We start from the raw sequence: 22,011 nt of genomic DNA, 5'->3' as shown, positions 1-22,011 counted from the left end.
TAATAAAGAACGACCCTATGTCTATTCGCTCTCCCCAACCTTTGTATATCCAAGCCTGCGGCTTTCATTCCGCCATGGGCTGCGATGTCGAAGCGATTCATCAATGTTTGTCAGGAGCCAAAACGTCAAACATGGTTGTCGACCGCGATATTTTGAACTCAGGTCGCCAAACGGTGCTTGGTCTAGTCGCAGAATCGCTGCCGACTCTACCTGGCGCATTGAATCACTTTGATAGTAGAAATAACCGCCTTGCCCTCTCCGCCCTCCAACAAATTGAGTCTGATGTACAAGATGCAATTCTTCGTTATGGCCGAGACCGTATCGCGGTAGTGATCGGTACCAGTACGTCAGGCATCGCGGATGGTGAAATCGCTCTGGAACAAAAAGCGACGAATGGCGCCTTTCCTTCTGACTTCCACTACAGCAAACAAGAGATGGGTAACTGCAGTGATTTTATCGCGGCCTATTTTGATTTAACTGGTCCGCATTACGCCATTTCGACTGCATGCTCTTCGAGTGGTCGCGTCTTTCTCACTGCGCAACGTTTAATGCGTTCTGGAGTGGTTGATGCGGTCATCGTGGGCGGTGTAGATACGCTATGCCGACTGACCGTTAATGGTTTTAACGGGCTAGAAGCGTTGTCCGACACCCACTGTAAACCCTTTGACCAGCATCGCAATGGTATCAATATTGGTGAATCTGCTGCGATCATGCTGTTAAGCAACGCTCCGGCTCGTGTTGCCTTACTGGGCGCAGGTGATAGCTCCGATGCTCATCATATATCAGCCCCGCACCCGGAAGGATTAGGCGCAGAACAAGCGATGCGAAAAGCACTGCAAGATGCGGGCTTGACCGCCGAAGACATTGGCTATATCAACGCACATGGCACCGCAACGCCACTGAATGACGCGATGGAAAGCAAAGCGATTCAGCGCTGTTTTGGCGATTCGGTTCCGGTGAGCTCAACCAAACCCCTGACTGGACATACCCTAGGGGCAGCCAGTGCCACAGAAGCAGCCATTGCTTGGCATATTCTCAAATACAATTTGGCGCTTCCGATCCAGCATTGCCAAAATAAAGACGACGGCATCGAGGTAACATTGGTAAACGAACCAACTAAACTCGGAGAAAAAGCCATTCTCAGTAACTCATTTGCCTTTGGGGGCAACAACATTAGTCTTATCTTTGGTTACGCTCATGACTAAACTTCCTCCTATCGAACAACTTCTTCCGCACGATAAGCCAATGATTTTGGTCGATCGTGCGCTCGATGTGCAGCAAGACTCGATCCATTGTCAGGTAGAAATTGGCGCGCACAATCCATTTTTCGATTCCGTTTCTCAAACCGTGCCAGCGTATGTGGGCATCGAGTTTATGGCGCAATCGGTCGCGGCTTGGTCTGGCTACCACGCATTTTTAAAGCAACAGCCATCACCAATCGGTTTTTTGTTAGGCAGCCGCCGGTACACCTCTGAATGTGACGCGTTCTCTCTGGGTGAAGTGCTTGACGTATACGCAGAAAAACTAATGGAAGACAATGGCATGGCGGTATTTTCTGCCAGAATGGAGCGACAAGGGGCCACCGTGGCAACTTGTCAGTTAAACGTCTACGTGCCATCAAAAGAAAAATTACAAGAAATGAAAATTAGGAGTCAACAATGACCCGACAAGTCCTCGTTACAGGTGCAAGCAAAGGTATAGGCAAAGCCATCGCGGTACAGTTAGCCAAAGATGGTTTCCACATGGTCGTACATTACATGGGCGACCAAGCAGGTGCCCAAGAGACATTAACACTCATTGAACACAATGGCGGTTCAGGTCGATTGATCCAATTTGATATTAGTAACCGTGAAGCATGCCGAGAAAAGTTAGAAGCCGACATCGCAGAACACGGGGCCTATTACGGTGTAGTGAACAACGCAGGCATCACCAGAGACACTGCGTTTCCTGCCATGACAGAAGAAGAATGGGACGGAGTGATTCACACCAACCTCGACAGTTTTTATAACGTTCTCCACCCTTGCGTAATGCCGATGGTACAGAAACGCAAAGGCGGTCGAATCGTCACACTTGCTTCTGTATCTGGTTTAATGGGTAACCGCGGCCAAACCAACTACAGCGCAGCAAAAGCAGGCGTCATTGGGGCAACCAAATCTCTGGCATTGGAGTTAGCAAAACGGAAAATCACCGTGAACTGCGTTGCGCCAGGCCTGATTGATACTGGCATGGTTGATGAGCACGTGAAAGAACATGCGATGCCGCAAATCCCTTTACGCCGTATGGGCGAGCCAGAAGAAGTCGCAGGCTTGGTAAGCTACCTTATGTCGGACATCGCCGCTTACGTGACTCGTCAAGTTATCTCTGTAAACGGAGGTTTAGTATGAACCGTCGAGTCGTCGTCACAGGGATGTCTGGTGTCACAGCATTTGGTAACGATTGGAACTCCGTCGAACCCAAGCTGCGAGACTGCCAAAATGCCACTCAGTATATGGCATCCTACGAACAGTACGATGGTTTAAACACCAAACTGGCTGCTCCCGTACCGGATTTCCAGTTACCGAAGCACTATAAGCGAAAGCAAGTACGTGGGATGGGCCGAGTCTCTAAGCTGGCAACGGTCGCGACCGAGAATGCACTAGACCAAGCCGGTTTACTCGGCAATGCCGTGCTGACCAATGGCCAAACTGGTATTGCTTATGGATCATCAACTGGCAGTACCGACGCCATTGGTGCATTCGGCGTGATGTTAAATGACAAAACGACCAAAGCCATCACTGCGACGACCTATGTTCAAATGATGCCTCATACCACAGCGGTAAACGTGGGGTTATTCTTTGGTTTAAAAGGACGTGTGATTCCCACCAGCAGTGCTTGTACGTCTGGGAGCCAAGCGATTGGATACGCATACGAAGCGATTAAACACGGTTACCAAACTGTAATGGTAGCAGGCGGGGCGGAAGAGCTTTGCCCGACCGAATCTGCGGTCTTTGATACCTTATTTGCAACCAGTCTGAAAAACGAAGCCCCTCAAAGCACACCACGACCTTACGATACTGACCGTGACGGTCTGGTGATCGGCGAAGGTGCAGGTACGCTCGTACTGGAAGAATATGACCACGCAGTCGCTCGAGGTGCAAAAATTTATGCGGAAATCATCGGATTTGCCAGCAACTGCGATGCCGCCCATGTGACTCAACCACAAATGGACACCATGCAAATCTGTATGGAAATGGCCCTGCAAAATGCCGGGTTACCAGCCGATAAAATTGATTATGTGTCTGCACATGGCACCGCAACCGAGCGCGGTGATATTGCTGAAAGCAACGCCACAGCCAACGCACTGGGTAGAGTCCCCATCAGCTCATTAAAGAGCTACTTCGGCCATACACTTGGCGCTTGTGGTGCCATTGAAGCTTGGTTAGGCCTAGAAATGATGCACAGCGGATGGTTTAACCCTACCCTCAACTTGGACAACATAGACGCCCAGTGTGGCGATTTGGACTACATTACCGGACAAGGCAGAGAACTCGACGTCAAGTACTTGATGAGTAATAACTTCGCCTTTGGCGGTATCAATACCTCCATCATTTTCAAAAAGCTGTAACATGGCCCGAACCGCTCATCCGCACCGTTCACATTCGGTGCGGATTTCCAACTAAGGCTTAACCTCAGTAGCAAGATAAGACGTAGCCTTGGTCACTTTTTATCGTCAATGTTCGTGCTAGCATCGAACACATCAAGATAAGAACACTTAGAGAAACCACCATGTCATCAGATTACTACGGAAGCAGTGCCAACTACGCACGTAAAGAAGCCGGTTATCGAGAAAAAGCCCTGAAACTTTACCCTTGGGTATGCGGAAGGTGTGCAAGAGAATTTGTCTACTCTAACCTGCGTGAACTCACGGTTCACCACAAAGATCACGACCACACAAACAATCCTGAAGATGGCAGTAATTGGGAGTTATTGTGTCTCTACTGCCACGACAATGAGCACAGTAAATACCTAGAACATGAACGTTACGGCAGCGAGATTAAGCCCGGCGAAGATGAGCACGAAGGTGCCACCTATAACCCATTTGCTGATCTAGCCAAAATGATGAAGAAGTGATGGGTGAAAGCCACGTTGCAGCAGTTGATGTGGTTTATCCAATGTATACCAACTTATCGTTCATCGGCGTCACCCAATTTGCCTTTGAACGATTGGTTTACTGACATAATCACCCACTATCCCCTAAACGCTTTTTGGACAAAACCTTGCTAGCGATCATCGTGCCGAAAAGTTGCTGAGCAATTAAAGCCTAGAGACTTAGAGACACCTGCCTCACATAACTTTCCCAAGATTCGTAACACCGAATTGAAGCCTTTTTGATTGAAGGTGCTCCCTTAGTAACAGCAAGCTTTTCGGTCATTAGGTACAACGTTTGGGCTATTCTTTGTGCTGTGTCATATTGGTTTAAATTTGGGATCATATGGACATCAATAAAACCTCTGGCGATAGTTTTTGGGCACCGTGATAAGTTATCTGACCAAAATCGAGATTGCCTGTCATTAGATGGCTTTATATACCCTGAATCTACGTCGTCCGACCATGAAAAAAAGTCATTTTTCAAATTACCAAAAAGGTTAGGTGAGACAATGAAAATATCCAAATCAGATGTGCTATCGAACTGCTTACCCAGCTTGCTAGGAGCTAATGACTGGCCCAACCTAGCGCTGCCTGTTAAGTTAACATCCTTTGGGTCAATATCTAACCGCATTGCTATCCAAGTACGAAGAGACTCATAAACACCCGGACAGTCTTTGAAAGCATAAGGGATACCTTCCGATAACCACTGCCTTGCAATTGCATGTTTAGCCGAATCACCACCTTTTGCTGCTTCTTTAATCTCTCCAGCATTAGGGTAAGTACCAAGAACATGCCTTAACGGCTCTGGGACACTAAATGACTTCATATATTTCTTTTTCCTTAACCTTATGCTTTTAGCAACTATGTACAACGCTCTGTCGTTAATTAGCTCTTCTTTACGGATACTTTTGTATTTTGGCTCTGGGTACTTGAGACGCGCTATGATTGAAGCCGCTTGTTCATCACTGAGAGACTCTAATGATAGATTTAACTTCTTACACGCTGCATTAGCACCATGCATGTTCCATCCAAAATACGCTACCGAAAGATAGAGTTTAAGTATCTTATGTCGACCTAAATACTTAGTTAGTCTTACAGCCAAATATATTTCTTTTAGCTTTCTCAAGGCGGTAGCTTCATAGTCGCCAGTTAAAGTTCGCACCAATTGCATGGCTACTGTAGACCCGCCTTGCCTTGAACCAATTGCTATTGTTTGCCAAACAGCACGCGTTAGCCCTATGGAGTCAAAACCGTTGTGACACCAAAATCGATGATCTTCACCAGTAACTAGCATCTCAAATAGTATTTCCGGAAGGCCTTCGTAGACCTCTATCACTCGCAAATCTACCTCGCGCTGAAGCATGATCCAATCTTGCCGAAAAATCATGATTTAGTTCTTTTAAACAATAACATAAACTATATACCTGAATAACTACTGGCAGTTTTCATACAGGACATTCGGCCTCTCAATATTCTCACTTTTTTGTACGCTGGATGGTATAAAGCTCAAAATTTACAATACTTTGTAGCCACCTCCAACAATAATTACTACCTCGGTATTGCTATACTTATAGTCGACCCAATCAAGAATTGAGGGTTGTAGACGCATTAAAACTAACAAGCTCAGTGAATACTTCGGTGGTGTCAAGTTACTGATAGATTTAACAAAAAAGTTTGGGCATTTCATGTTTCCTGCCCTGTCGGCACACCTTTGGACATTTCAGAACTACATGTTTTGCTAAATTAGTGATTAACGGATTAGGTATGCTTAGGGTAAATATCTGCCATATTCGTTTGTAAGGTAGCATTACCACACAAACTTCCCACACTCACTTTGCTCAGCCATCAAGCTCAAAACTTTGGCTTGGTATTGACGGACTTTAATGGGAATAAAACTAAAGTCAGCATTATTACCATCATCGTCTGAGCAATGCCCTGTATATAACCATATTTCCGGAAAATCCAACGATTCACAGTATTCTGAGATGCTAGGTAAAGCCGAGTAAAAGTCGTCCATTTCAAGTGACATAGTACGGTTATCAATGATAATTACTGTTTGATCTTTACCTTCATGCCTCTTCACTGCTTTTTTTGAAATACTATCTAAAAGTACCTTTTCAGCAATTTTCACTGGAGAAGGTAATTTACTAATAAACACGGTTCTCTCTTTTGAACACAAAGGGTTAAAGACCAAATCGTTTTCACCAATACCCGCCAGTAAAAACTCTTGAACAACACTATTGATAGCATCACTTGGAAAGAGTTTTCCTAGCTTGATAAGCTCGTGCAGTGGTATTTCTTTTTGCTGTTTCCACTTAGTGTAACGTTCCTCACTAGAGTGGTTATTAAAGACTTTATATGACTCAGCTATTGAGGTTATTTCAACATTGAACTTTGAATTCTCACTTGTTTCAATTTGGAAGTCCCAAGGCTTATCTCGGGAAGTTAGATAAATACCTATATTTTTTTTACAAAAATTCCTGACCAAGTGACTTAGATAATGTGTGAAAATAAGTGTTTCTCTGTGAAAAGGGTCTAGGACATCTAAAACAATTTTTTCCACTATATTCCCATCTCTCTTGATATAGAACACTCGTTTATAGTTGTTCTTATTCTCAAGATCACACTCAGGATAGAAGCTACTTTTTATCGTCTTCAACCGTATACCTCGAAGCAATTTTTGATGCCTAATGCTAAACTAAGTGCCTGATAACGCAAACACTCAACTCAAAATTTACGCCGTAAAAATCGCTGTCGCAATTGAAACCAAACTCACCAAGCGTTAGAAATCCGACTTAAGCCCCGTGTTAGTTTCATCTTTTCAGCCAGCAAAGTTTGCAAATTAAAACGGTAACTTACGGATAAAAATTCAGTTGGACAACAGCGCAAAGACAACCACTTGAAGTGCTTCAGTTTCGTGGTTAAATTTTGTTCGAGATAAAAGCATTTTAGACAAGGCAAGTTGATTGAAACCTAGTTATTCTAAGTAAATGAAACTTAACGCCGTATAAAATGCTTTTAGTGGGGCGCCTAGCTCGAACCCGAAGGGCAGCGTTTGTTGAGCTTTTCTACTGCGTCATCGGCTCCTCGTGTAGGCTAGCTGCACCACAAAGCCTCTTCCTTGTATAAAACCTCAACAACTCGCTGCAAAAATCATCTCGAAACATCAACAGACCCTAGGAGCCTGAATGAAGTAGCGGCTCTGACAATGTAACGAAGGTTGGCATTTGCCAATCGGGATTGAAACCGTGAGAGGACGATCCTCCTGATAACCACAAAATTGGGTGAGTGCTAGGTCGTCAGCATGATGAACATACGTTAATTCGCAGAAGGTGCGTTATACGTTGAAACAGCGGAAGTGGTTAATACACTGTAACAAAAAGGGAAAAGCGTCGGAAAGAGATTACCCCATGCTCTTTCGTGATCATTGAACTCTCCGCACCATAGCGAGCATCTACCCTGACATTGCGTAACATACGGAATACGGTAAGCCTGTATCACTCCCTCAGGGAAAGCCTCTGTGGCCGATAGTTATGCAGGTAAACGCGGCAAAGCAAAAGCGTTGCACTGGATACTGACACACTCGCGCTCAGAAAAAATTATTGCTGTTAAGCGGGTATCACACAATAGAGGCTTAACACTCTCCGAAGAGAAAACGCACATTACCCACATCAGCCCACCCAATGCTACGCCCCGAGAGGGTCAGGTTTATTTCTGTGTTTGTCGTGATTTCCCGTGTTTTCTTATTTTTCTGTGCTCTACGCGTAATGGCGCAGCGGTGAGGTTTACAAAATTAGACACAAGAAAGTTTAAATAACAGAGAAAGAAAGCAGCCCAGATACAAAATGATTTCATTAGTCAAATTATTTCCCCGAATAAATGAGAAAGGCATCACATTATTAAGCTTATATTAAGGCTCTTAATACGACTTACTATTTTTTAGGGGGCGATTTAAAAATAAAACATATAAAACAATAAGTTATATTCGTTTCTGCTTAATATTTAAAGTGACTTACATCACAAAAATAACTGTTGAAAATAGCGATTTAATCATAACAGCAAGTTGAAATTGAATATCTTTGTGACTTGATTCAAAAAAATAATCCACCTAAAAGCCAAAATGAAGTCATCAACTTAAGGGGAGGATTTATGAGAATAGCGATAGCAATCAGTGGTGGTGATGCCGTTGGTATAAATAACTTCCTTCTCCAAATATCTAAAAATACGTGCTCAGATATTGTTTTGTACGATGGTGGAATCAATGGATTACTCAATGACAAGTTTAAGGAAGCCACTTACCGAGACTTAATTGATTACGCATTGTCACCAATGCCAATACTAACGTCTGGTAGAACAGAAAATAAACTTGTTGAAGGTGAATATTTAAGAATAGTTAAAAACTTAAATAAAAGTAAAATCGATGTATTAATTTTAGCCGGTGGAGATGGGTCTCTTCAATTTCTCAATAGATTATCACTATACGGTGTTAATTGTTTTGGTGTCGGAATGACCATAGATAATGATGTTAGTGGTAGTCATTATACCATAGGTTTCTCCACTGCTTGTGAACAAGTCAGGCTTGAAGTCCAAAAGCTTAGAATGACCGGAAGAGCACTACCTAATCGTATTTTTATGGTTGAATTGCTGGGCGCTTATTCTGGTGAATTAACATTACAATCGGCAATAAAATCTAACGCAGATATCGCTTTGATCCCAGAATATCCTATTTCTATAGAAGCGCTATCACAGAAGATAAATCAGCGACTTAAAGTACAAAACTCTGTGGTTATTTTGTGCTCCGAAGGTTACACAAAAGAGTATTATCCCGGATTTCAGGGGGCTATTGACACCGTGATAACAGAGCTTGAACCCCTTGTTTCAACAAGGATTAGGAAAGCCATTCTCGGTTTTAGCTTACGCTCAGGTGAACCTTGCTGTGAAGAGTTGTATCAAGGCACTTTAATGGCTAAAGAAGTGATACGGTGCCTTCAATCAGGGTTAACAAATAAAGCCATCATTATTAATTCAAGTAACAGAGCAATCCCCATTGATCTGTCCAGTATACAAAGGAGACAAACGGAAAAGGACGACCATTACGTGAAACTCGCAAAAGACCTAAACATAATCTAAATCTAATATAATAAAGGATATAACATGATTAAAGTACTCTGTGTTTGTGGATGTGGGCTTGGTTCTAGCTTTGCAATAGAAATGAGCGCAAAAACGGTTTTAAAAAAGCTTGGTGTTGATTTTACGATTGATCATACCGACGTTTCTGGAGCCAGTGCATTTGATTATGATGTGATACTGACTCAAAAGACATTTGCGGATGTATTAAGTTCTGATGCAACAGAAAACCAATCCTCAAAAATAATATCTTTAAATAAATTGACAGATAAAAAAGAAATAGAAGAAAAACTCACTCCTTTTTTAAATGTTTAATTAAAAAGTCAAACAAATAAATAAAACATAGAGGTCATCTATGAACGCTTTTTTTAACTTTATAATCCATGATTTATTAGGTCAGGCATCAATATTAATTGCTTTTATTGCAATGCTAGGTCTAATTCTACAAAAGAAATCTGTTGGTAAAACAGTAGAAGGTACCTTTAAAACCTTACTCGGTTTTTTGGTAATGATGGCAGGTATCAATATTATTGTTGAGACCTTAACGTTCTTAAACCAGATATTTACTCATGGTTTTGGAATGACGGGTTACATCACAGACGTTGCCGCTATCGCTGGGCTTGCCAATAGAGAACTAGGCTCTGAAGTTGCCTTAACCTTATTAGTTATTTTCATTACCAATATTATTATTGCGCGCTTAACTCCTTGGAAGTATATCTTCCTCACAGGGCAAGCACTCTTGTGGATGGCGACTATTGGTGCCGTGATTGGCTACAAATCGGGCTTAACTGGTCTGCCACTTATCTTAACTGGCGGTATTTTCGGTGGGATCATGGCCGTTGTCATGCCGGCTCTGGCTCAGCCTATCGTCAGAAAAATCACCGAATCTGATGATGTTGCGTTAGGACACTTCTGCACCATTGGATACTTAGTGCAAGCGGCGGTCGCCAAGCTTATTGGTAAAAACTCAAAATCCATTGAAGACATTGAACTGCCTGATGGTTTCAAGTTCTTGAATGATACCTACCTGTCTATGGCGGTGGTCATGGTCCCGATGTACTTGATCCCAGCGCTTGTCGCAGGCCCTGAATACATTGAACCAATGGCGAATGGCATCAACTACTTGATGTACTCATTCATGCAATCCATCACTTTTGTGGCCGGTGTGTTTGTGCTGTACGCAGGTGTTCGTCTATTGCTTAACGAGTTGGTTCCTGCTTTCCGTGGCATTGCCATGAAATTGGTACCCGATGCAAAACCTGCTTTGGATTGTCCGGTCTTGTTCCCTTATTCACCAAACGCCGTCATTGTTGGTTTCCTTTCTACGACCGTTGGTTCCATCATTGGCATGCTGGTTTTCCCGATGTTTGGTCTGGCGATGATTCTACCGGGTCTGCTCACTAACTTTTTTGCAGGTGGCACAGCGGGCATTTTTGGTAACGCTATGGGTGGAAGACGAGGCGCTATTATCGGTGGTGTTGTGCATGGTTTATTCATCACCTTCTTACCCGCAATTCTTATCCCGTTATTAGAAAGTTACGGCTTTGTGGGCGTCACCTTTAGTGATTCTGACGTTATCTCTACCGGCTTACTGCTAGGCAACGCCTTCAACGGCAACTGGACATTTGTTGCTCTATTTACCGTCTTTATTATCGCTATTACTTATTTTGTTCACCGCAGTATCGACTCTGAAACCAAACAAAAGGAATTAACCAATGAAACTGTATAACTTTACTGAATTACGAGCTATCGCGAAGGAAAGAGGCTTCCAGGCGATTGGTTCATTTAACCTCCACTGTTTGGAAATGCTGCCAGCCTTTTTCAAAGCGGCTCAGGAGACTCAGTCTCCATTAATGATTCAGATCTCAACAGGGACAGCGCAATTCTTAGGTCACGAGTTGATAGTGGATTCCATCAAATCCCTGTCCCGAACCCTAGAGGTGCCCGCTTGTTTGCACTTAGATCATTGCTCAAACATTGACGATATCAAATTGGCTATCGACACCGGTTTCAGCTCCGTCATGTATGACGGCTCGCACTTGCCGTTGGAAGAAAACATCGCCAATACGAAAGAGGTCATTGCATACGCTCACCCTCGTAACGTGACGGTTGAAGGGGAATTAGGTGCGATTGGTGGCAGTGAAGACGGAAAAGCGGTTGCGGAAAGTGATATTGCCTTTACCACGCCAGAAGAAGTTCAAGCGTTTGTTGACGGTACCGGTGTGGATATGTTGGCGATCTCTATTGGGACGGTGCATGGCTCTTACACAGCAAAAACCAACATTCAGCATGAACTACTCAGAAAAATTACTAGCCTGACAAAAACGCCTTTGGTGTTACATGGCGGTACGGGTGTGAGTGATGAAGACATGCGATTGGTGGTTGCCAGTGGTATTGAGAAAGTTAACGTCGGTACAGAAATGAATGTGCAGTGGGTTGGTAATGTTCAGAAAACCTGTGCGGAAGGCAAAGTGGATGACAGCGTACGTAAGTTCTTAATTCCAGCTAACAATGCGGTGCAGGAAGTATTGAAACAGAAAATTCAACTTTTTCAATAAAACACCCTTCTATATAGGTATGACTGCTGGGTTGTCCGGCAGTCAATAAAGGAGCTCTTATGTTGAAAGCGATCCAATCTTTGTTTCAATCTAAACCTCGTCCATCCCCTGCGGCAACAAAGTCGAACGTTCAGAGCGATACCGTCAGTGCTCAGGAGATAGAGGAAAGTATCCTTAAGTTGGAAACGGCATTACATCAAGATGAATCGAACTTTGATACACAAAAGAAACTGATGGTTGAGTACAACAAAGCACTCAAAATTTTCGCCAAAACCCAAGGATACCAACATAAAGTCGATGAATTGTTTATAAAAATCGACGAGCTTAGAAACACAACCAGAAAAAATTTTTAGGCGAGATATGAATATAAAAGAATTATTGATTGAATCGGAAGCCATCCAGATAGGTGTCGATGAACCCAATTGGGAAAAGGTCATCCAGCTGGCTGCTAAGCCGCTGATAAAAAATGGTTATTTGACCGAATCATATGCGGACTCTGTCATTGATAGCACTCGCGACAATGGCGCTTATTATGTCTTTGATGAAGGGATTGCTATCCCCCACGCTCGCCCTGAATGTGGGGTGTTAAAAAACTGCTTTAGTTTAGTATTGCTTGATAAGCCTATTTCATTTAACGGCAGCGTCCCAGCCGATATTATCATTATGTTTGGTGCCACTGACAGCAATGGTCATATAGAGCAAGGCATAGGTTCCATCGTTTCAATGCTGGATGACGATGACAAAATACAGTCCATTCGTCAGGTTCGCTCACAGGAACAGTTACTGGAGTTGATATGAGTAAAAATATCGCCTCAACTGGAAAGACCGTGATTTTGGTGAATGGTGTACCAGCGTCTGGAAAAAGCTCTGTTGCGTACAATATCGCCCGTTATTTTAATATCACGTATCTTTCCATCGATACGATCAAAGAGCCTTTCATGGCAACGGTTGAAAACTACAATCGTACGATTAACCGTGAACTTGGCAAAGCAGCGTATCAAGTGATTTGGGATATCATTAAACAAGCTCCCCAAAACCATATCTTTGTCGTGGATGCGTGGTTTGGATTTCAGCCAAAAGAAAGCCTGATTCACTACCTCTATGAAGCTCAAGTCGATACAGTTATCGAAGTTTGGAACCAGATTTCTGGGACGACCGTAGCCAAAAGATATGAAGAACGGATCCCGCATCGCTCCGATAAACATCCAAAACACGAATACCTGCCAGAGCTAGCCGCGCTTGCGGATAGAGCCGAACCAATGAGTATTGGCTCAGTGATTCGTCTTGAACAGGATAAGTGTTTAGATATGGAGTGGTTGTACTCTCGGATTTCAGAACTTCTCAGCACCCCCGAGAAAAAAACGGCATAACAATGGTGTTTTTTTCTAATGCTCGAATTTGAAGTGCTCCCCTGATAATCGGTACTTGTAACCCTCCCTGTTTTAGTGGCAGTCTAAATTGGAGTTGTTCCTACTTTTATGCCTTGCTAAATACTCCCAAGGAGTCAGATCATCGAGTGGGTCATTAAAAGGCTTCCAACGATGTCGCTAAAACGCAAAAGCCCCGACAACTCATTGAGTTATCGGGGCTTTCTAGAATAAATGGCACGCCCTGTAGGATTCGAACCTACGACCACATCCTTAGAAGGGACGTGCTCTATCCAGCTGAGCTAAGGGCGCGCTACAGGAAAAGGATTATACGAGTTCAAATGGGTAAATCAACGGCTTTTCGTAACATTATGTTCTGAGTGCCTAAAAAAAGGACACCAAGCAAGATTATGTTTAAAATCACCACAAAGCAAACGTTTGCGTATGGATGTTAATTTGAATTTCTGCGACAATGCGCGGCAAATAATTTGCCTTCTTAATATATAAGGAAAGTCATGACTGCTCAAAATATAGACGGAACTCTCATTTCCCAAACTGTTCGCTCCGAAGTTGCTGCACGTGTAAAAGCGCGTGTTGAGGCGGGCTTACGTGCTCCTGGTCTTGCAGTAGTTTTAGTTGGTGAAGATCCAGCTTCTCAAGTTTATGTTGGCAGTAAACGCCGAGCATGTGAAGAAGTTGGCTTCATTTCTAAGTCTTTTGACCTTCCTGCTACCACGACAGAAAAAGAGTTACTTGCTCTCATCGATGAGCTGAATAACGATAACCAAATCGATGGTATTTTAGTTCAATTACCACTGCCAGCGGGCATTGATAGTACGCATGTTCTAGAACGTATTCACCCTGAGAAAGACGTCGATGGTTTCCATCCGTACAACGTGGGTCGCCTTGCTCAGCGCATCCCTAAACTGCGCTCATGCACGCCGAAAGGCATTATTACCCTACTCGACCGATACAATATCAATTTACGTGGTAAACACGCTGTGGTTGTAGGTGCATCCAACATTGTTGGTCGCCCAATGACGCTAGAGCTGTTGCTTGCAGGTTGTACCACCACAACGTGTCACCGCTTTACCAAAGATTTAGAACACCATGTTCGTCAAGCTGATGTGGTTGTGGTTGCGGTAGGCAAACCGAACTTCATCCCTGGTGACTGGATTAAGAAAGGTGCTGTGATTGTGGATGTCGGCATTAACCGTTTAGACTCAGGTAAATTGGTTGGCGATGTGGAGTACGATAAAGCGCGTGAGCACGCAAGCTTTATTACGCCCGTTCCAGGTGGTGTTGGCCCGATGACGGTCGCTAGCCTGATTGAGAATACCATGCTGGCGTGTGAGCAGTTCCATACCGACAAGTAATACCCTGTCTTATGTCTTAAATAAGTCATGAAACAAGACATTGAAATAGAAAAGGCTCCTCGCGGAGCCTTTTTAGTAAACGTCTTGTAAATATAGCACTCGAGTTATTTATCGAATTGTGTCCGCTAAGTGACTTACCGCCAATGCAAAGTAATAAGAACGATTCCACTTCATTAGCACGTTGTAGTTGTTGTACACCAAGTAAGTACGGCCATTTTCGTCATCTGGCATGATTAGCCATGCTTTGATGTCTTCATCGAGTGTTGGCAATGGACTACCGTCGTACTTAGTGATACCCAGTTTGCTCCACTCTTGCAGGTACTTACCTTTTTCTTCCGTGCGGCCTTCTAATTCACGATCAATGCCATGTGGCACTTTCACCTGACGTCCCCACGTGTAGCTGTCATCCCAACCGGATTTACTCAAGTAGTTGGCTGTCGAAGCAAACACGTCAGCTTCGGTTTTCCAAATGTCCTTCTTACCGTCACCGTTGCCATCCGCGGCAAAGCGAAGGAAAGAGCTTGGCATGAACTGACACTGTCCCATCGCCCCCGCCCATGAACCTTTGAAGTTGTCTAGATCGATGTGGCCTTGGTCAAGAATTTGCAATGCAGCCATGGCTTCGCTGCGGAAGAACTCTTCACGGCGACCTTCAAATGCCATCGTCGACAGTGCATCAATGATGCGATAATTACCCGTGAATTTACCGAAGTTACTTTCTACGCCCCATAGAGCGACAATAAAACGCGGCTGCACGCCATAAGTATCGCCAATGCGCTTTAACTCTGCGTAATGCTCTTTATACAGGCTACGAGCTTGTTTCACCTTCCAATCTGGTACAGCACGAGGAATATATTCATCTAGCGTTAGCTTCTTCTCTGGCTGATTACGATCCGCTTTGACCGCTCGAGGTTTGTACTCAACATTCGCGAACGCAGCACTGATCACTTGTTCAGAGATGCCTTTTTCACGCGCTTCTGTACGTAGTTTCTGTAAATATTCTTCAAAACCCTCACTACTTGCGTAAGCCGAGGTACACACACCAACACTGAGCAACGTTGCCAGTAACTTTTTCATATTGACTCCTTGAGCAAATCAGAAGCTCTTCGCAAGCCAGCTTACTGTTCGCCTTTTTGCTGAGCTTTTTGTTCTTTGTATTGTTCTAATAAGTTTTCCGGCGGAGGCGGAAGTTGTAGAAAAAAGCCTTCGCTTTGTAATGACGTTTTGACTTTCTCTATGTCAACTTGTGCCAATGTACGGCCATCAAGTTTAATCGTCATGACAGCGATAGGCTTACCGAACATCTGCATCAAGGTGTCAGGAACCTGTGAAAAATCATCCTTTTTAGGGATATAGAGGTAAGCACCTTCTTTTTTTGCGCTTTTATAAATAGAACAAAGCATGACACGCCTTTTATGCTGATTTTGCCGCTTTTACAACGGACTGAGTTGAAAACGTCAAATTCTCGCAAACTAAACAAAAAATTTGAGATTAATTCGCTTATTTACCTTCGAGAGAACTTGCTGCGTTAAAGGATGAAATATAACATGACAGACCTAGTTTAAGGCAACGCTCTTTCAATAAAGGCAAGAAGTCCACGATGACCCATTCACCAGACCTTAAAGGTAGCAGTTTTACTTTGTCAGTTTTACACCTTTCTGACAACAAGATCATAAACACTGTCGAATTTTTGCAAGAAAAAGTGTCTCAAGCACCCTCTTTCTTTCAATCCGCGCCTTTAGTTATCAATATAGCAAAAGTCGCTGGCGACATTGATTTCACCGCCCTTAAACAAGGTATCGCAGATGCTGGCTTTATCCCGGTGGGTGTCACAGGTTGCAAAGATAAGCAGGTACAAAAACTTGCTTCAGAAGCAGGCTTTGCCATTATGTCTGCAAGTAAATCGGCAAGCCAAGAGACAAAGAAGCAGAAAGTGGCGACAAATGTAGAATCGCTGAAAAACGCAGAACCGGTGAAAAAGGCATCAACGAAAACGGCACCCGCGAAAATTGTTCGTACGCCGATTCGTTCAGGGCAGCAAATTTATGCGAAAGATGGCGATTTAATTGTGCTATCACATGTAAGTGCAGGCGCAGAAGTGATTGCCGATGGCTCAATCCATATCCATGGTACGTTACGTGGCCGCGCAATTGCGGGAGCAAACGGCCAACAGGAAGCGCGGATTATTTGCCACGATTTACAAGCAGAACTGGTTTCCATTGCAGGGAATTATTGGTTAAGCGATCAAATTAAGAGTGAGTATTGGCAAAAGAAAGTCATGATCAGTAAAGCAGATGAATCATTACATCTAGAGACGCTCACGATTTAATCTAAAAAGGAAAAAAAATGGCACGCATTATTGTAGTAACGTCTGGTAAAGGTGGCGTTGGCAAAACCACTTCAAGCGCAGCCATCGCCTCAGGCTTGGCTCTTAAGGGTAATAAGACTGTGGTGATCGATTTCGATATCGGTTTGCGTAACCTCGATCTTATCATGGGTTGTGAACGCCGTGTTGTTTATGACTTTGTTAACGTCATTAACGGTGAAGCGACGTTGAATCAGGCGCTGATCAAAGACAAGCGTACTGACAATCTGTTCATCCTCCCTGCTTCTCAAACACGTGATAAAGACGCGCTCACCAAAGATGGTGTGCAGCGCGTGTTCAATGAACTGGGTGATATGGGCTTTGACTTTGTCATCTGTGATTCACCAGCAGGCATCGAGCAAGGTGCATTAATGGCACTGTACTACGCCGATGAAGCGATTGTAACGACCAACCCTGAAGTCTCTTCTGTTCGCGACTCTGACCGAATCTTAGGTATTTTAGATTCTAAGTCACTGCGCGCCGAGCAAGGGCTAGAGCCTGTCAAGCAGCACCTGCTTTTGACTCGTTACAACCCTTCACGCGTAAACCAAGGCGAAATGCTGAGCGTGGAAGACGTCGAAGAGATTCTTCATATCCCACTATTGGGTGTGATCCCAGAAAGCCAGGCGGTACTGAATGCATCAAACAAAGGTGTACCTGTTACGTTTGACGAAAACACCGATGCTGGTATGGCGTATTCCGACACGGTTGATCGCTTATTAGGCAATCAGGTTGAGTTTCGTTTCCTTACTGAGGAGAAGAAAGGATTATTTAAACGACTGTTCGGAGGCTAGACATGTCACTATTAGAATTTTTCCGCCCACAAAAGAAAAAATCGGCAAGCCTAGCAAAAGAGCGCTTGCAAATTATTGTGGCAGAACGCCGTAGCCAAGATGACCCTGCGCCTTCTTACTTGCCTCAGCTAAAAGAGGACATTCTTAAGGTGATTGGCAAATACGTTGATATTGATCCGAACATGGTTGATTTGTCGTTTGAGCATAAAGATGATGACATCTCTGTACTTGAGCTAAACGTGAAACTGCCAGACGACGAGAAATAATCGCTCGAAACGTTCGACAGCGAATGTCAGTACTATCCCGAACGGCATAAAAACAGAACGTGCATACAAAACGTGCAAAACAGAAAAAGGTTGGCAACAGGCCAACCTTTTTATTTGCTATCACTTATTTTCTACAACTTGTATTATTTCAGTGCTTTACTCATCTTCTCACCGAGAAGTTCAAGACGCCAACCTTGCATTAAATCTGGGAGCTGAGCAGGGTCACGGTCCTTCTTCCATACCCAACTGATAAGTTGGTTGATCTGCTTTTTAGAAGCTAAAAACTCCGTCGCTAGCCCTGATTTCTGTGACGCGCTTTTCACCAAGTCTTTCATATTTTTGAACACCTGCTTGTAACCGGGGTAGTCCATAAGGCGCTCTATTTTATCCGGATACTCGTCAGCAGGGGTCTGCTTGGCCTTTTTGACAAGTGCAGAGATTTTTGCCCCATGGCGATTGATAGCACGCACATCCATCCCTTCCGCTTCCATCTGACCAGGAGTGGTTAACCCTAGACGAGCGACGGTGAGTAAGTCGCCTTCTTTGAACACAAAGTTCAACGCAAGATCCCGCTTGATAGCTTGGCGATAACGCCAGGTTGCGAGCGGCTTTAAGATGGCTAACTCCGAAGGCTTTAGCTGCCATGCCCCTTTAATATCGCGATAGACGTTGTCTTCGTCCACATCACGGATACGCTTGGTGACCAGCAAGTCACTTTCTTGCTGTACCGCATCCCACCAACCCGTTTCGGTAACTTTATCAAAAAGTTTTTCATAAAGCGGCAGTAAGTAGTACACATCTGCTGCCGCGTAGTCTAACTGCTTTTGGCTAAGAGGCCGCGCCATCCAATCGGTACGTGATTCACTTTTATCCAGTTCCACGCCCAAGTACTCTTCTACTAGAGTCGCAAACCCTGTAGATAAACCATAACCAAGAAATGCCGCCATAAGTTGGGTATCGACCATAGGAAATGGCGTACAGCCAAACGCATTTTGAAACACTTCCAAATCTTCACCGCATGCGTGCAGTACTTTCAGTACCGACGTGTCTTTCAATAACTCTACAAACGCAGACATGTCCGTCAATTCTGTTGGGTCGATCAAAGAAAGGTTTTTGCCGTCGAAAAGCTGAATCAAACCTAGTTGTGGGTAGAAAGTCCTAACACGAACAAACTCAGTATCGAGCATCACGACGTCTGCATCTCTGGCTTGAGCACAAACTTTTTCTAGGTCTTTGTTTTTATTAATAATGTTATAATTCACACGCTTCTCGCTATAAAAAATGCCAGCAAAACGCTGGCATTCTAACATTTTTTACTTAATGCGACTTAACAAATCGGCTTACGCACTTTTCTTTTCAGCGTTTTCTGTTTGTGTTGATTCCGCTTTCTTTGCGAGCTGAGCATCATTTTCTTCACGAAGCACACGACGTAGAATTTTACCGACATTGGTCTTAGGTAACTCTTCACGGAACTCAACCAGTCTCGGCACTTTATACCCCGTGAGGTGCTCACGACAATGTGCAATCACTTCGTCTTTGGTGAGGCTCGGGTCACGCTTCACAACATAGATTTTTACTAATTCGCCAGAGACTTCATGTGGCTGGCCAATCGCTGCGACTTCCAGCACTTTACCATGCATGGCAACGACATCTTCAATTTCATTCGGATAAACATTGAAGCCAGAGACTAAGATCATATCTTTCTTACGGTCAACGATATGGAGGAAACCTTCGTCGTCAAATTTAACAATGTCACCAGTGGATAGCCAACCGTCTTTATTAATCGTGTCTTTAGTCGCTTCTGGTCGCTGCCAGTAACCTTGCATAACCTGAGGGCCGCGGACTTGTAACTCGCCAGTTTCACTATTCGCCAAGACATTACCTTCTTCGTCAACAATGCGAACTTCTGTTGAAGGAACAGGTAAACCGATCGAACCGTTATATTCAGTTAAGTCATGTGGGTATGCAGCCACCAACGGCGAGCACTCCGTTAGGCCATAACCTTCTAGAAGATAGCAGCCTGTCGTCTTGAGCCAACTTTCAGCCACAGCACGCTGAACGGCCATCCCCCCACCCACAGCTAAACGCAGGTTACTGAAATCCAACTCGTGGAAATCTTCGTTGTTAACCAGTGCATTGAATAATGTATTAACCCCCGTAATAGCGGTGAATGGGTGCTTTTGTAATTCCTTAACGAAACCTGGAATATCACGAGGGTTGGTGATTAACAAATTTCGTCCGCCCATCTCAATAAAGAGTAAGCAGTTTACCGTTAATGCAAACACGTGATACAGCGGTAATGCTGTGACCACCATCTCTCGACCCGGTGTGAGTACCGGTCCGTAAGCCCCTTTCGCCTGCAATACATTGGCGATCATATTGCTATGTGTTAGCACTGCGCCTTTCGCCACCCCCGTCGTACCACCGGTGTATTGTAGAAAAGCGATGTCATCTCCCGACATAAACGGTTTCACGTATTGTAAGCGACGCCCTTTACGGATCGCCTTACGCATCGAAATGGCACCTGGTAGGTCGTATTTGGGCACCATGCCCTTGATGTATTTCACAACAAAATCGACAACCGTTCCTTTTGCTCGTGGCAGCATTTGACCAAGGCTGGTCAGCACTACGTTTTTCACTGAGGTATTATCGACAATTTGCTCGAGCGTATTGGCAAAATTAGAAACGATAACAATGGTCGTCGCACCAGAGTCATTCAACTGGTGTTCAAGTTCACGAGGCGTGTAAAGTGGATTGACGTTCACCGCGATACAACCCGCGCGCAATGCCCCAAACAGAGCCACAGGGTATTGAAGCAGGTTTGGCATCATAAGCGCTACACGATCACCTTTTTGCAACTTTAACTCGTTTTGCAAATAGGCAGCAAATGCACGGCTACGTTCTTCCAGTTTACGGAAGGTCATCACCGAGCCCATGTTCATAAATGCTGGCTGGTCGGCGTACTTTTGGACTGACTGCTCGAACATCTCTACCAAAGACTCATATTGCTCTGGATTAATGGTTTCAGGTACGTCACTTGGATAACGTGAAAGCCATGGTTTATCCATGATCTTGCTCCTCGATTATAGCTGGCGAATCTTAGCGCCCTTTTATTATGGGGCTATTACAACACAGCAAACGTGCTTGAGCACGTAACTCTCAAACACTTGTTTAAATTTTGTTAACTACGCCAAGAATTCTCTCTGCCACCTTGAGTATTTGCTCTAAATGACAGTGATGACCACCTGAGACAGAGATCACTTGAGGTGGATTCTCTCCCCAATTTACTTGGCTGGATGGTAAATTCTGAAACCCGTGGTCGCCCAATATGATCAAATGAGGGCAACGTATTTGGCTCGTTATCGCATTCGCATGCGCTTGTGCCATTCGGTATAGTGAAGCGCACTTTAACCGAGTATCGTGACGCCAATACCATTTGCCTTCACGACACACGGTTCCGCGCTTGACGATGGGTAAAAGCTGGTCTGCAGTCAAACGATTAGCCTGCATGCGCAGTTTTAACGCCAGTTCAAAAGAAGCAAGGCTTCGCTCTGGTTTGCTTTGTTGACGATGCCGACTTAACACACCATCACGCAGACGCTGTACGCTGTTCGAAGGTGATTCAGCAAGTGGCCCTGCCCCTTCAATTTGTACTAACGCTTCAACCTGTTCAGAAAACGCTGCACTATAGCAACTTGCAATTAAAGCACCAAGCGAATGACCAACTAAAACCAGTCTATTTGGTAACAATTCGTACAAAAATTGATGTAAATCGGCGATATAGTCGTGAAAGGGGTAATAATTGTCATGGGATTTATGGCTCGATAACCCATGACCATAGAGATCAATCGCAATCAGATGAAGGTTGGGACTAAGCTGATGCAATTGCTCCATCAGCACTTGAAAACTGCCCGCATTGTCTAACCACCCATGAATAAAAACGACTGACAAGTCAGCCGTTTTTTCATTTCCAATTTCAAGGGCGGCCATTTTCCCAGCAGGTAGGTCAAATAGGCGCTCACGCATTTAA

The 22,011-nt window shown here is 44.2% G+C and carries 23 protein-coding genes, 1 tRNA gene and 1 pseudogene; 17 read left to right on the top strand and 8 right to left on the bottom strand.

Annotated elements, in window-relative coordinates:
• The first annotated feature begins 17 nt into the window (after positions 1-17).
• The 5 genes from ONE56_RS04125 (at position 18) to ONE56_RS04105 (ending at position 4,110) form a co-directional block, all read left to right on the top strand.
• Entirely contained in the window at positions 18-1,205 is a 1,188-nt protein-coding gene (locus tag ONE56_RS04125) for a beta-ketoacyl-[acyl-carrier-protein] synthase family protein (RefSeq protein WP_423840266.1), read from the top strand.
• Positions 1,198-1,662 carry a hotdog family protein gene (locus ONE56_RS04120; RefSeq protein WP_423840265.1) on the top strand — a complete coding sequence of 155 codons (465 nt, stop codon included), beginning with the start codon at positions 1,198-1,200 and terminating at the stop codon, positions 1,660-1,662. The genes ONE56_RS04125 and ONE56_RS04120 overlap by 8 nt, the downstream gene beginning before the upstream one ends.
• On the top strand, positions 1,659-2,384 hold the full coding sequence (locus ONE56_RS04115; RefSeq protein WP_041154211.1) for a 3-ketoacyl-ACP reductase FabG2: 726 nt from the start codon (positions 1,659-1,661) through the stop codon (positions 2,382-2,384). Before ONE56_RS04120 ends, ONE56_RS04115 begins: the two co-directional genes overlap by 4 nt.
• Positions 2,381-3,604: a beta-ketoacyl-ACP synthase gene (locus ONE56_RS04110; RefSeq protein WP_423840264.1), complete on the top strand. Its 1,224-nt coding sequence runs from the start codon at positions 2,381-2,383 to the stop codon at positions 3,602-3,604. Before ONE56_RS04115 ends, ONE56_RS04110 begins: the two co-directional genes overlap by 4 nt.
• A 161-nt stretch (positions 3,605-3,765) precedes the next feature.
• Positions 3,766-4,110, top strand: a complete 345-nt coding sequence (locus ONE56_RS04105; RefSeq protein ID WP_041154213.1) for a YajD family HNH nuclease — start codon at positions 3,766-3,768, stop codon at positions 4,108-4,110.
• Positions 4,111-4,300: 190 nt separating this feature from the next.
• Here the strand turns inward: ONE56_RS04105 and ONE56_RS04100 are convergent, their stop codons facing one another.
• Together ONE56_RS04100 and ONE56_RS04095 are read right to left on the bottom strand one after the other, a co-directional pair.
• Positions 4,301-5,515, bottom strand: a complete 1,215-nt coding sequence (locus ONE56_RS04100) for a biosynthetic peptidoglycan transglycosylase (protein WP_423840263.1) — start codon at positions 5,513-5,515, stop codon at positions 4,301-4,303.
• Between the two features lie 420 nt (positions 5,516-5,935).
• On the bottom strand, positions 5,936-6,691 hold the full coding sequence (locus tag ONE56_RS04095; protein ID WP_423840262.1) for a hypothetical protein: 756 nt from the start codon (positions 6,689-6,691) through the stop codon (positions 5,936-5,938).
• A 975-nt stretch (positions 6,692-7,666) separates the two neighbouring features.
• Between ONE56_RS04095 and ONE56_RS04090 the strand changes: the two are divergent.
• From ONE56_RS04090 to ONE56_RS04055, 8 genes and pseudogenes are all read left to right on the top strand, one after another.
• Positions 7,667-7,762: pseudogene (locus ONE56_RS04090) on the top strand (reverse transcriptase N-terminal domain-containing protein); the annotation flags it as partial.
• A gap of 515 nt (positions 7,763-8,277) precedes the next feature.
• A complete protein-coding gene (locus tag ONE56_RS04085) occupies positions 8,278-9,258 on the top strand; it encodes a 6-phosphofructokinase (protein ID WP_041154216.1) in 981 nt (326 codons plus the stop codon).
• Positions 9,259-9,282: 24 nt separating this feature from the next.
• Positions 9,283-9,570 (top strand): PTS sugar transporter subunit IIB, encoded by a 288-nt coding sequence (locus ONE56_RS04080; RefSeq protein ID WP_041154217.1) that lies wholly within the window; start codon positions 9,283-9,285, stop codon positions 9,568-9,570.
• 40 nt (positions 9,571-9,610) lie between these two features.
• Complete coding sequence (locus ONE56_RS04075; RefSeq protein WP_415679312.1) at positions 9,611-10,984, top strand: PTS sugar transporter subunit IIC; 1,374 nt, start codon at positions 9,611-9,613, stop codon at positions 10,982-10,984.
• Complete coding sequence (locus tag ONE56_RS04070; protein WP_423840261.1) at positions 10,971-11,813, top strand: class II fructose-bisphosphate aldolase; 843 nt, start codon at positions 10,971-10,973, stop codon at positions 11,811-11,813. Before ONE56_RS04075 ends, ONE56_RS04070 begins: the two co-directional genes overlap by 14 nt.
• A 59-nt stretch (positions 11,814-11,872) precedes the next feature.
• Complete coding sequence (locus ONE56_RS04065; RefSeq protein ID WP_423840260.1) at positions 11,873-12,166, top strand: hypothetical protein; 294 nt, start codon at positions 11,873-11,875, stop codon at positions 12,164-12,166.
• A 7-nt stretch (positions 12,167-12,173) separates the two neighbouring features.
• Positions 12,174-12,611 (top strand): PTS sugar transporter subunit IIA, encoded by a 438-nt coding sequence (locus tag ONE56_RS04060; RefSeq protein ID WP_423840259.1) that lies wholly within the window; start codon positions 12,174-12,176, stop codon positions 12,609-12,611.
• Complete coding sequence (locus ONE56_RS04055) at positions 12,608-13,183, top strand: AAA family ATPase (RefSeq protein ID WP_423840258.1); 576 nt, start codon at positions 12,608-12,610, stop codon at positions 13,181-13,183. Before ONE56_RS04060 ends, ONE56_RS04055 begins: the two co-directional genes overlap by 4 nt.
• Before the next feature lie 232 nt (positions 13,184-13,415).
• On the opposite strand, the gene ONE56_RS04050 is transcribed toward ONE56_RS04055, so the two are convergent.
• Positions 13,416-13,492, bottom strand: a tRNA-Arg gene (locus tag ONE56_RS04050).
• A gap of 203 nt (positions 13,493-13,695) precedes the next feature.
• On the opposite strand from ONE56_RS04050, the gene folD reads away from it, so the two are divergent.
• Entirely contained in the window at positions 13,696-14,556 is an 861-nt protein-coding gene (folD, locus tag ONE56_RS04045; protein WP_041154228.1) for a bifunctional methylenetetrahydrofolate dehydrogenase/methenyltetrahydrofolate cyclohydrolase FolD, read from the top strand.
• A 108-nt stretch (positions 14,557-14,664) separates the two neighbouring features.
• Here the strand turns inward: folD and ONE56_RS04040 are convergent, their stop codons facing one another.
• A complete protein-coding gene (locus ONE56_RS04040) occupies positions 14,665-15,633 on the bottom strand; it encodes a lytic murein transglycosylase (protein WP_331438551.1) in 969 nt (322 codons plus the stop codon).
• A 41-nt stretch (positions 15,634-15,674) separates the two neighbouring features.
• Positions 15,675-15,959 (bottom strand): YcgL domain-containing protein, encoded by a 285-nt coding sequence (locus ONE56_RS04035; RefSeq protein WP_041154230.1) that lies wholly within the window; start codon positions 15,957-15,959, stop codon positions 15,675-15,677.
• Positions 15,960-16,156: 197 nt separating this feature from the next.
• Here ONE56_RS04035 and minC point away from each other — a divergent pair, with 197 nt between their 5' ends.
• Genes minC through minE form a run of 3 tightly spaced genes read left to right on the top strand, consistent with a single transcriptional unit; the run spans position 16,157 to position 17,981 of the window.
• Complete coding sequence (minC, locus tag ONE56_RS04030) at positions 16,157-16,885, top strand: septum site-determining protein MinC (protein ID WP_423840257.1); 729 nt, start codon at positions 16,157-16,159, stop codon at positions 16,883-16,885.
• Positions 16,886-16,902: 17 nt separating this feature from the next.
• On the top strand, positions 16,903-17,715 hold the full coding sequence (gene minD, locus ONE56_RS04025; protein ID WP_041154232.1) for a septum site-determining protein MinD: 813 nt from the start codon (positions 16,903-16,905) through the stop codon (positions 17,713-17,715).
• Between the two features lie 2 nt (positions 17,716-17,717).
• On the top strand, positions 17,718-17,981 hold the full coding sequence (gene minE, locus ONE56_RS04020) for a cell division topological specificity factor MinE (protein WP_041154233.1): 264 nt from the start codon (positions 17,718-17,720) through the stop codon (positions 17,979-17,981).
• Positions 17,982-18,124: 143 nt separating this feature from the next.
• Here the strand turns inward: minE and rnd are convergent, their stop codons facing one another.
• From rnd to ONE56_RS04005, 3 genes are all read right to left on the bottom strand, one after another.
• Entirely contained in the window at positions 18,125-19,243 is a 1,119-nt protein-coding gene (gene rnd / locus ONE56_RS04015) for a ribonuclease D (RefSeq protein WP_423840256.1), read from the bottom strand.
• 78 nt (positions 19,244-19,321) lie between these two features.
• Positions 19,322-21,049 (bottom strand): long-chain-fatty-acid--CoA ligase FadD, encoded by a 1,728-nt coding sequence (gene fadD / locus ONE56_RS04010; RefSeq protein ID WP_415679313.1) that lies wholly within the window; start codon positions 21,047-21,049, stop codon positions 19,322-19,324.
• A gap of 103 nt (positions 21,050-21,152) precedes the next feature.
• The gene (locus tag ONE56_RS04005; RefSeq protein WP_423840255.1) at positions 21,153-22,007 is read right to left on the bottom strand and encodes an alpha/beta hydrolase; all 855 of its coding nucleotides are present in this window, start codon (positions 22,005-22,007) and stop codon (positions 21,153-21,155) included.
• Positions 22,008-22,011 lie beyond the last annotated feature (4 nt).

The organism is Vibrio mytili (assembly GCF_049563345.1).
Classification (GTDB): Bacteria; Pseudomonadota; Gammaproteobacteria; order Enterobacterales; family Vibrionaceae; genus Vibrio; species Vibrio mytili.
Note: the sequence above shows the minus strand (reverse complement) of the source record. Positions and strands in the feature narration are given on the sequence as shown.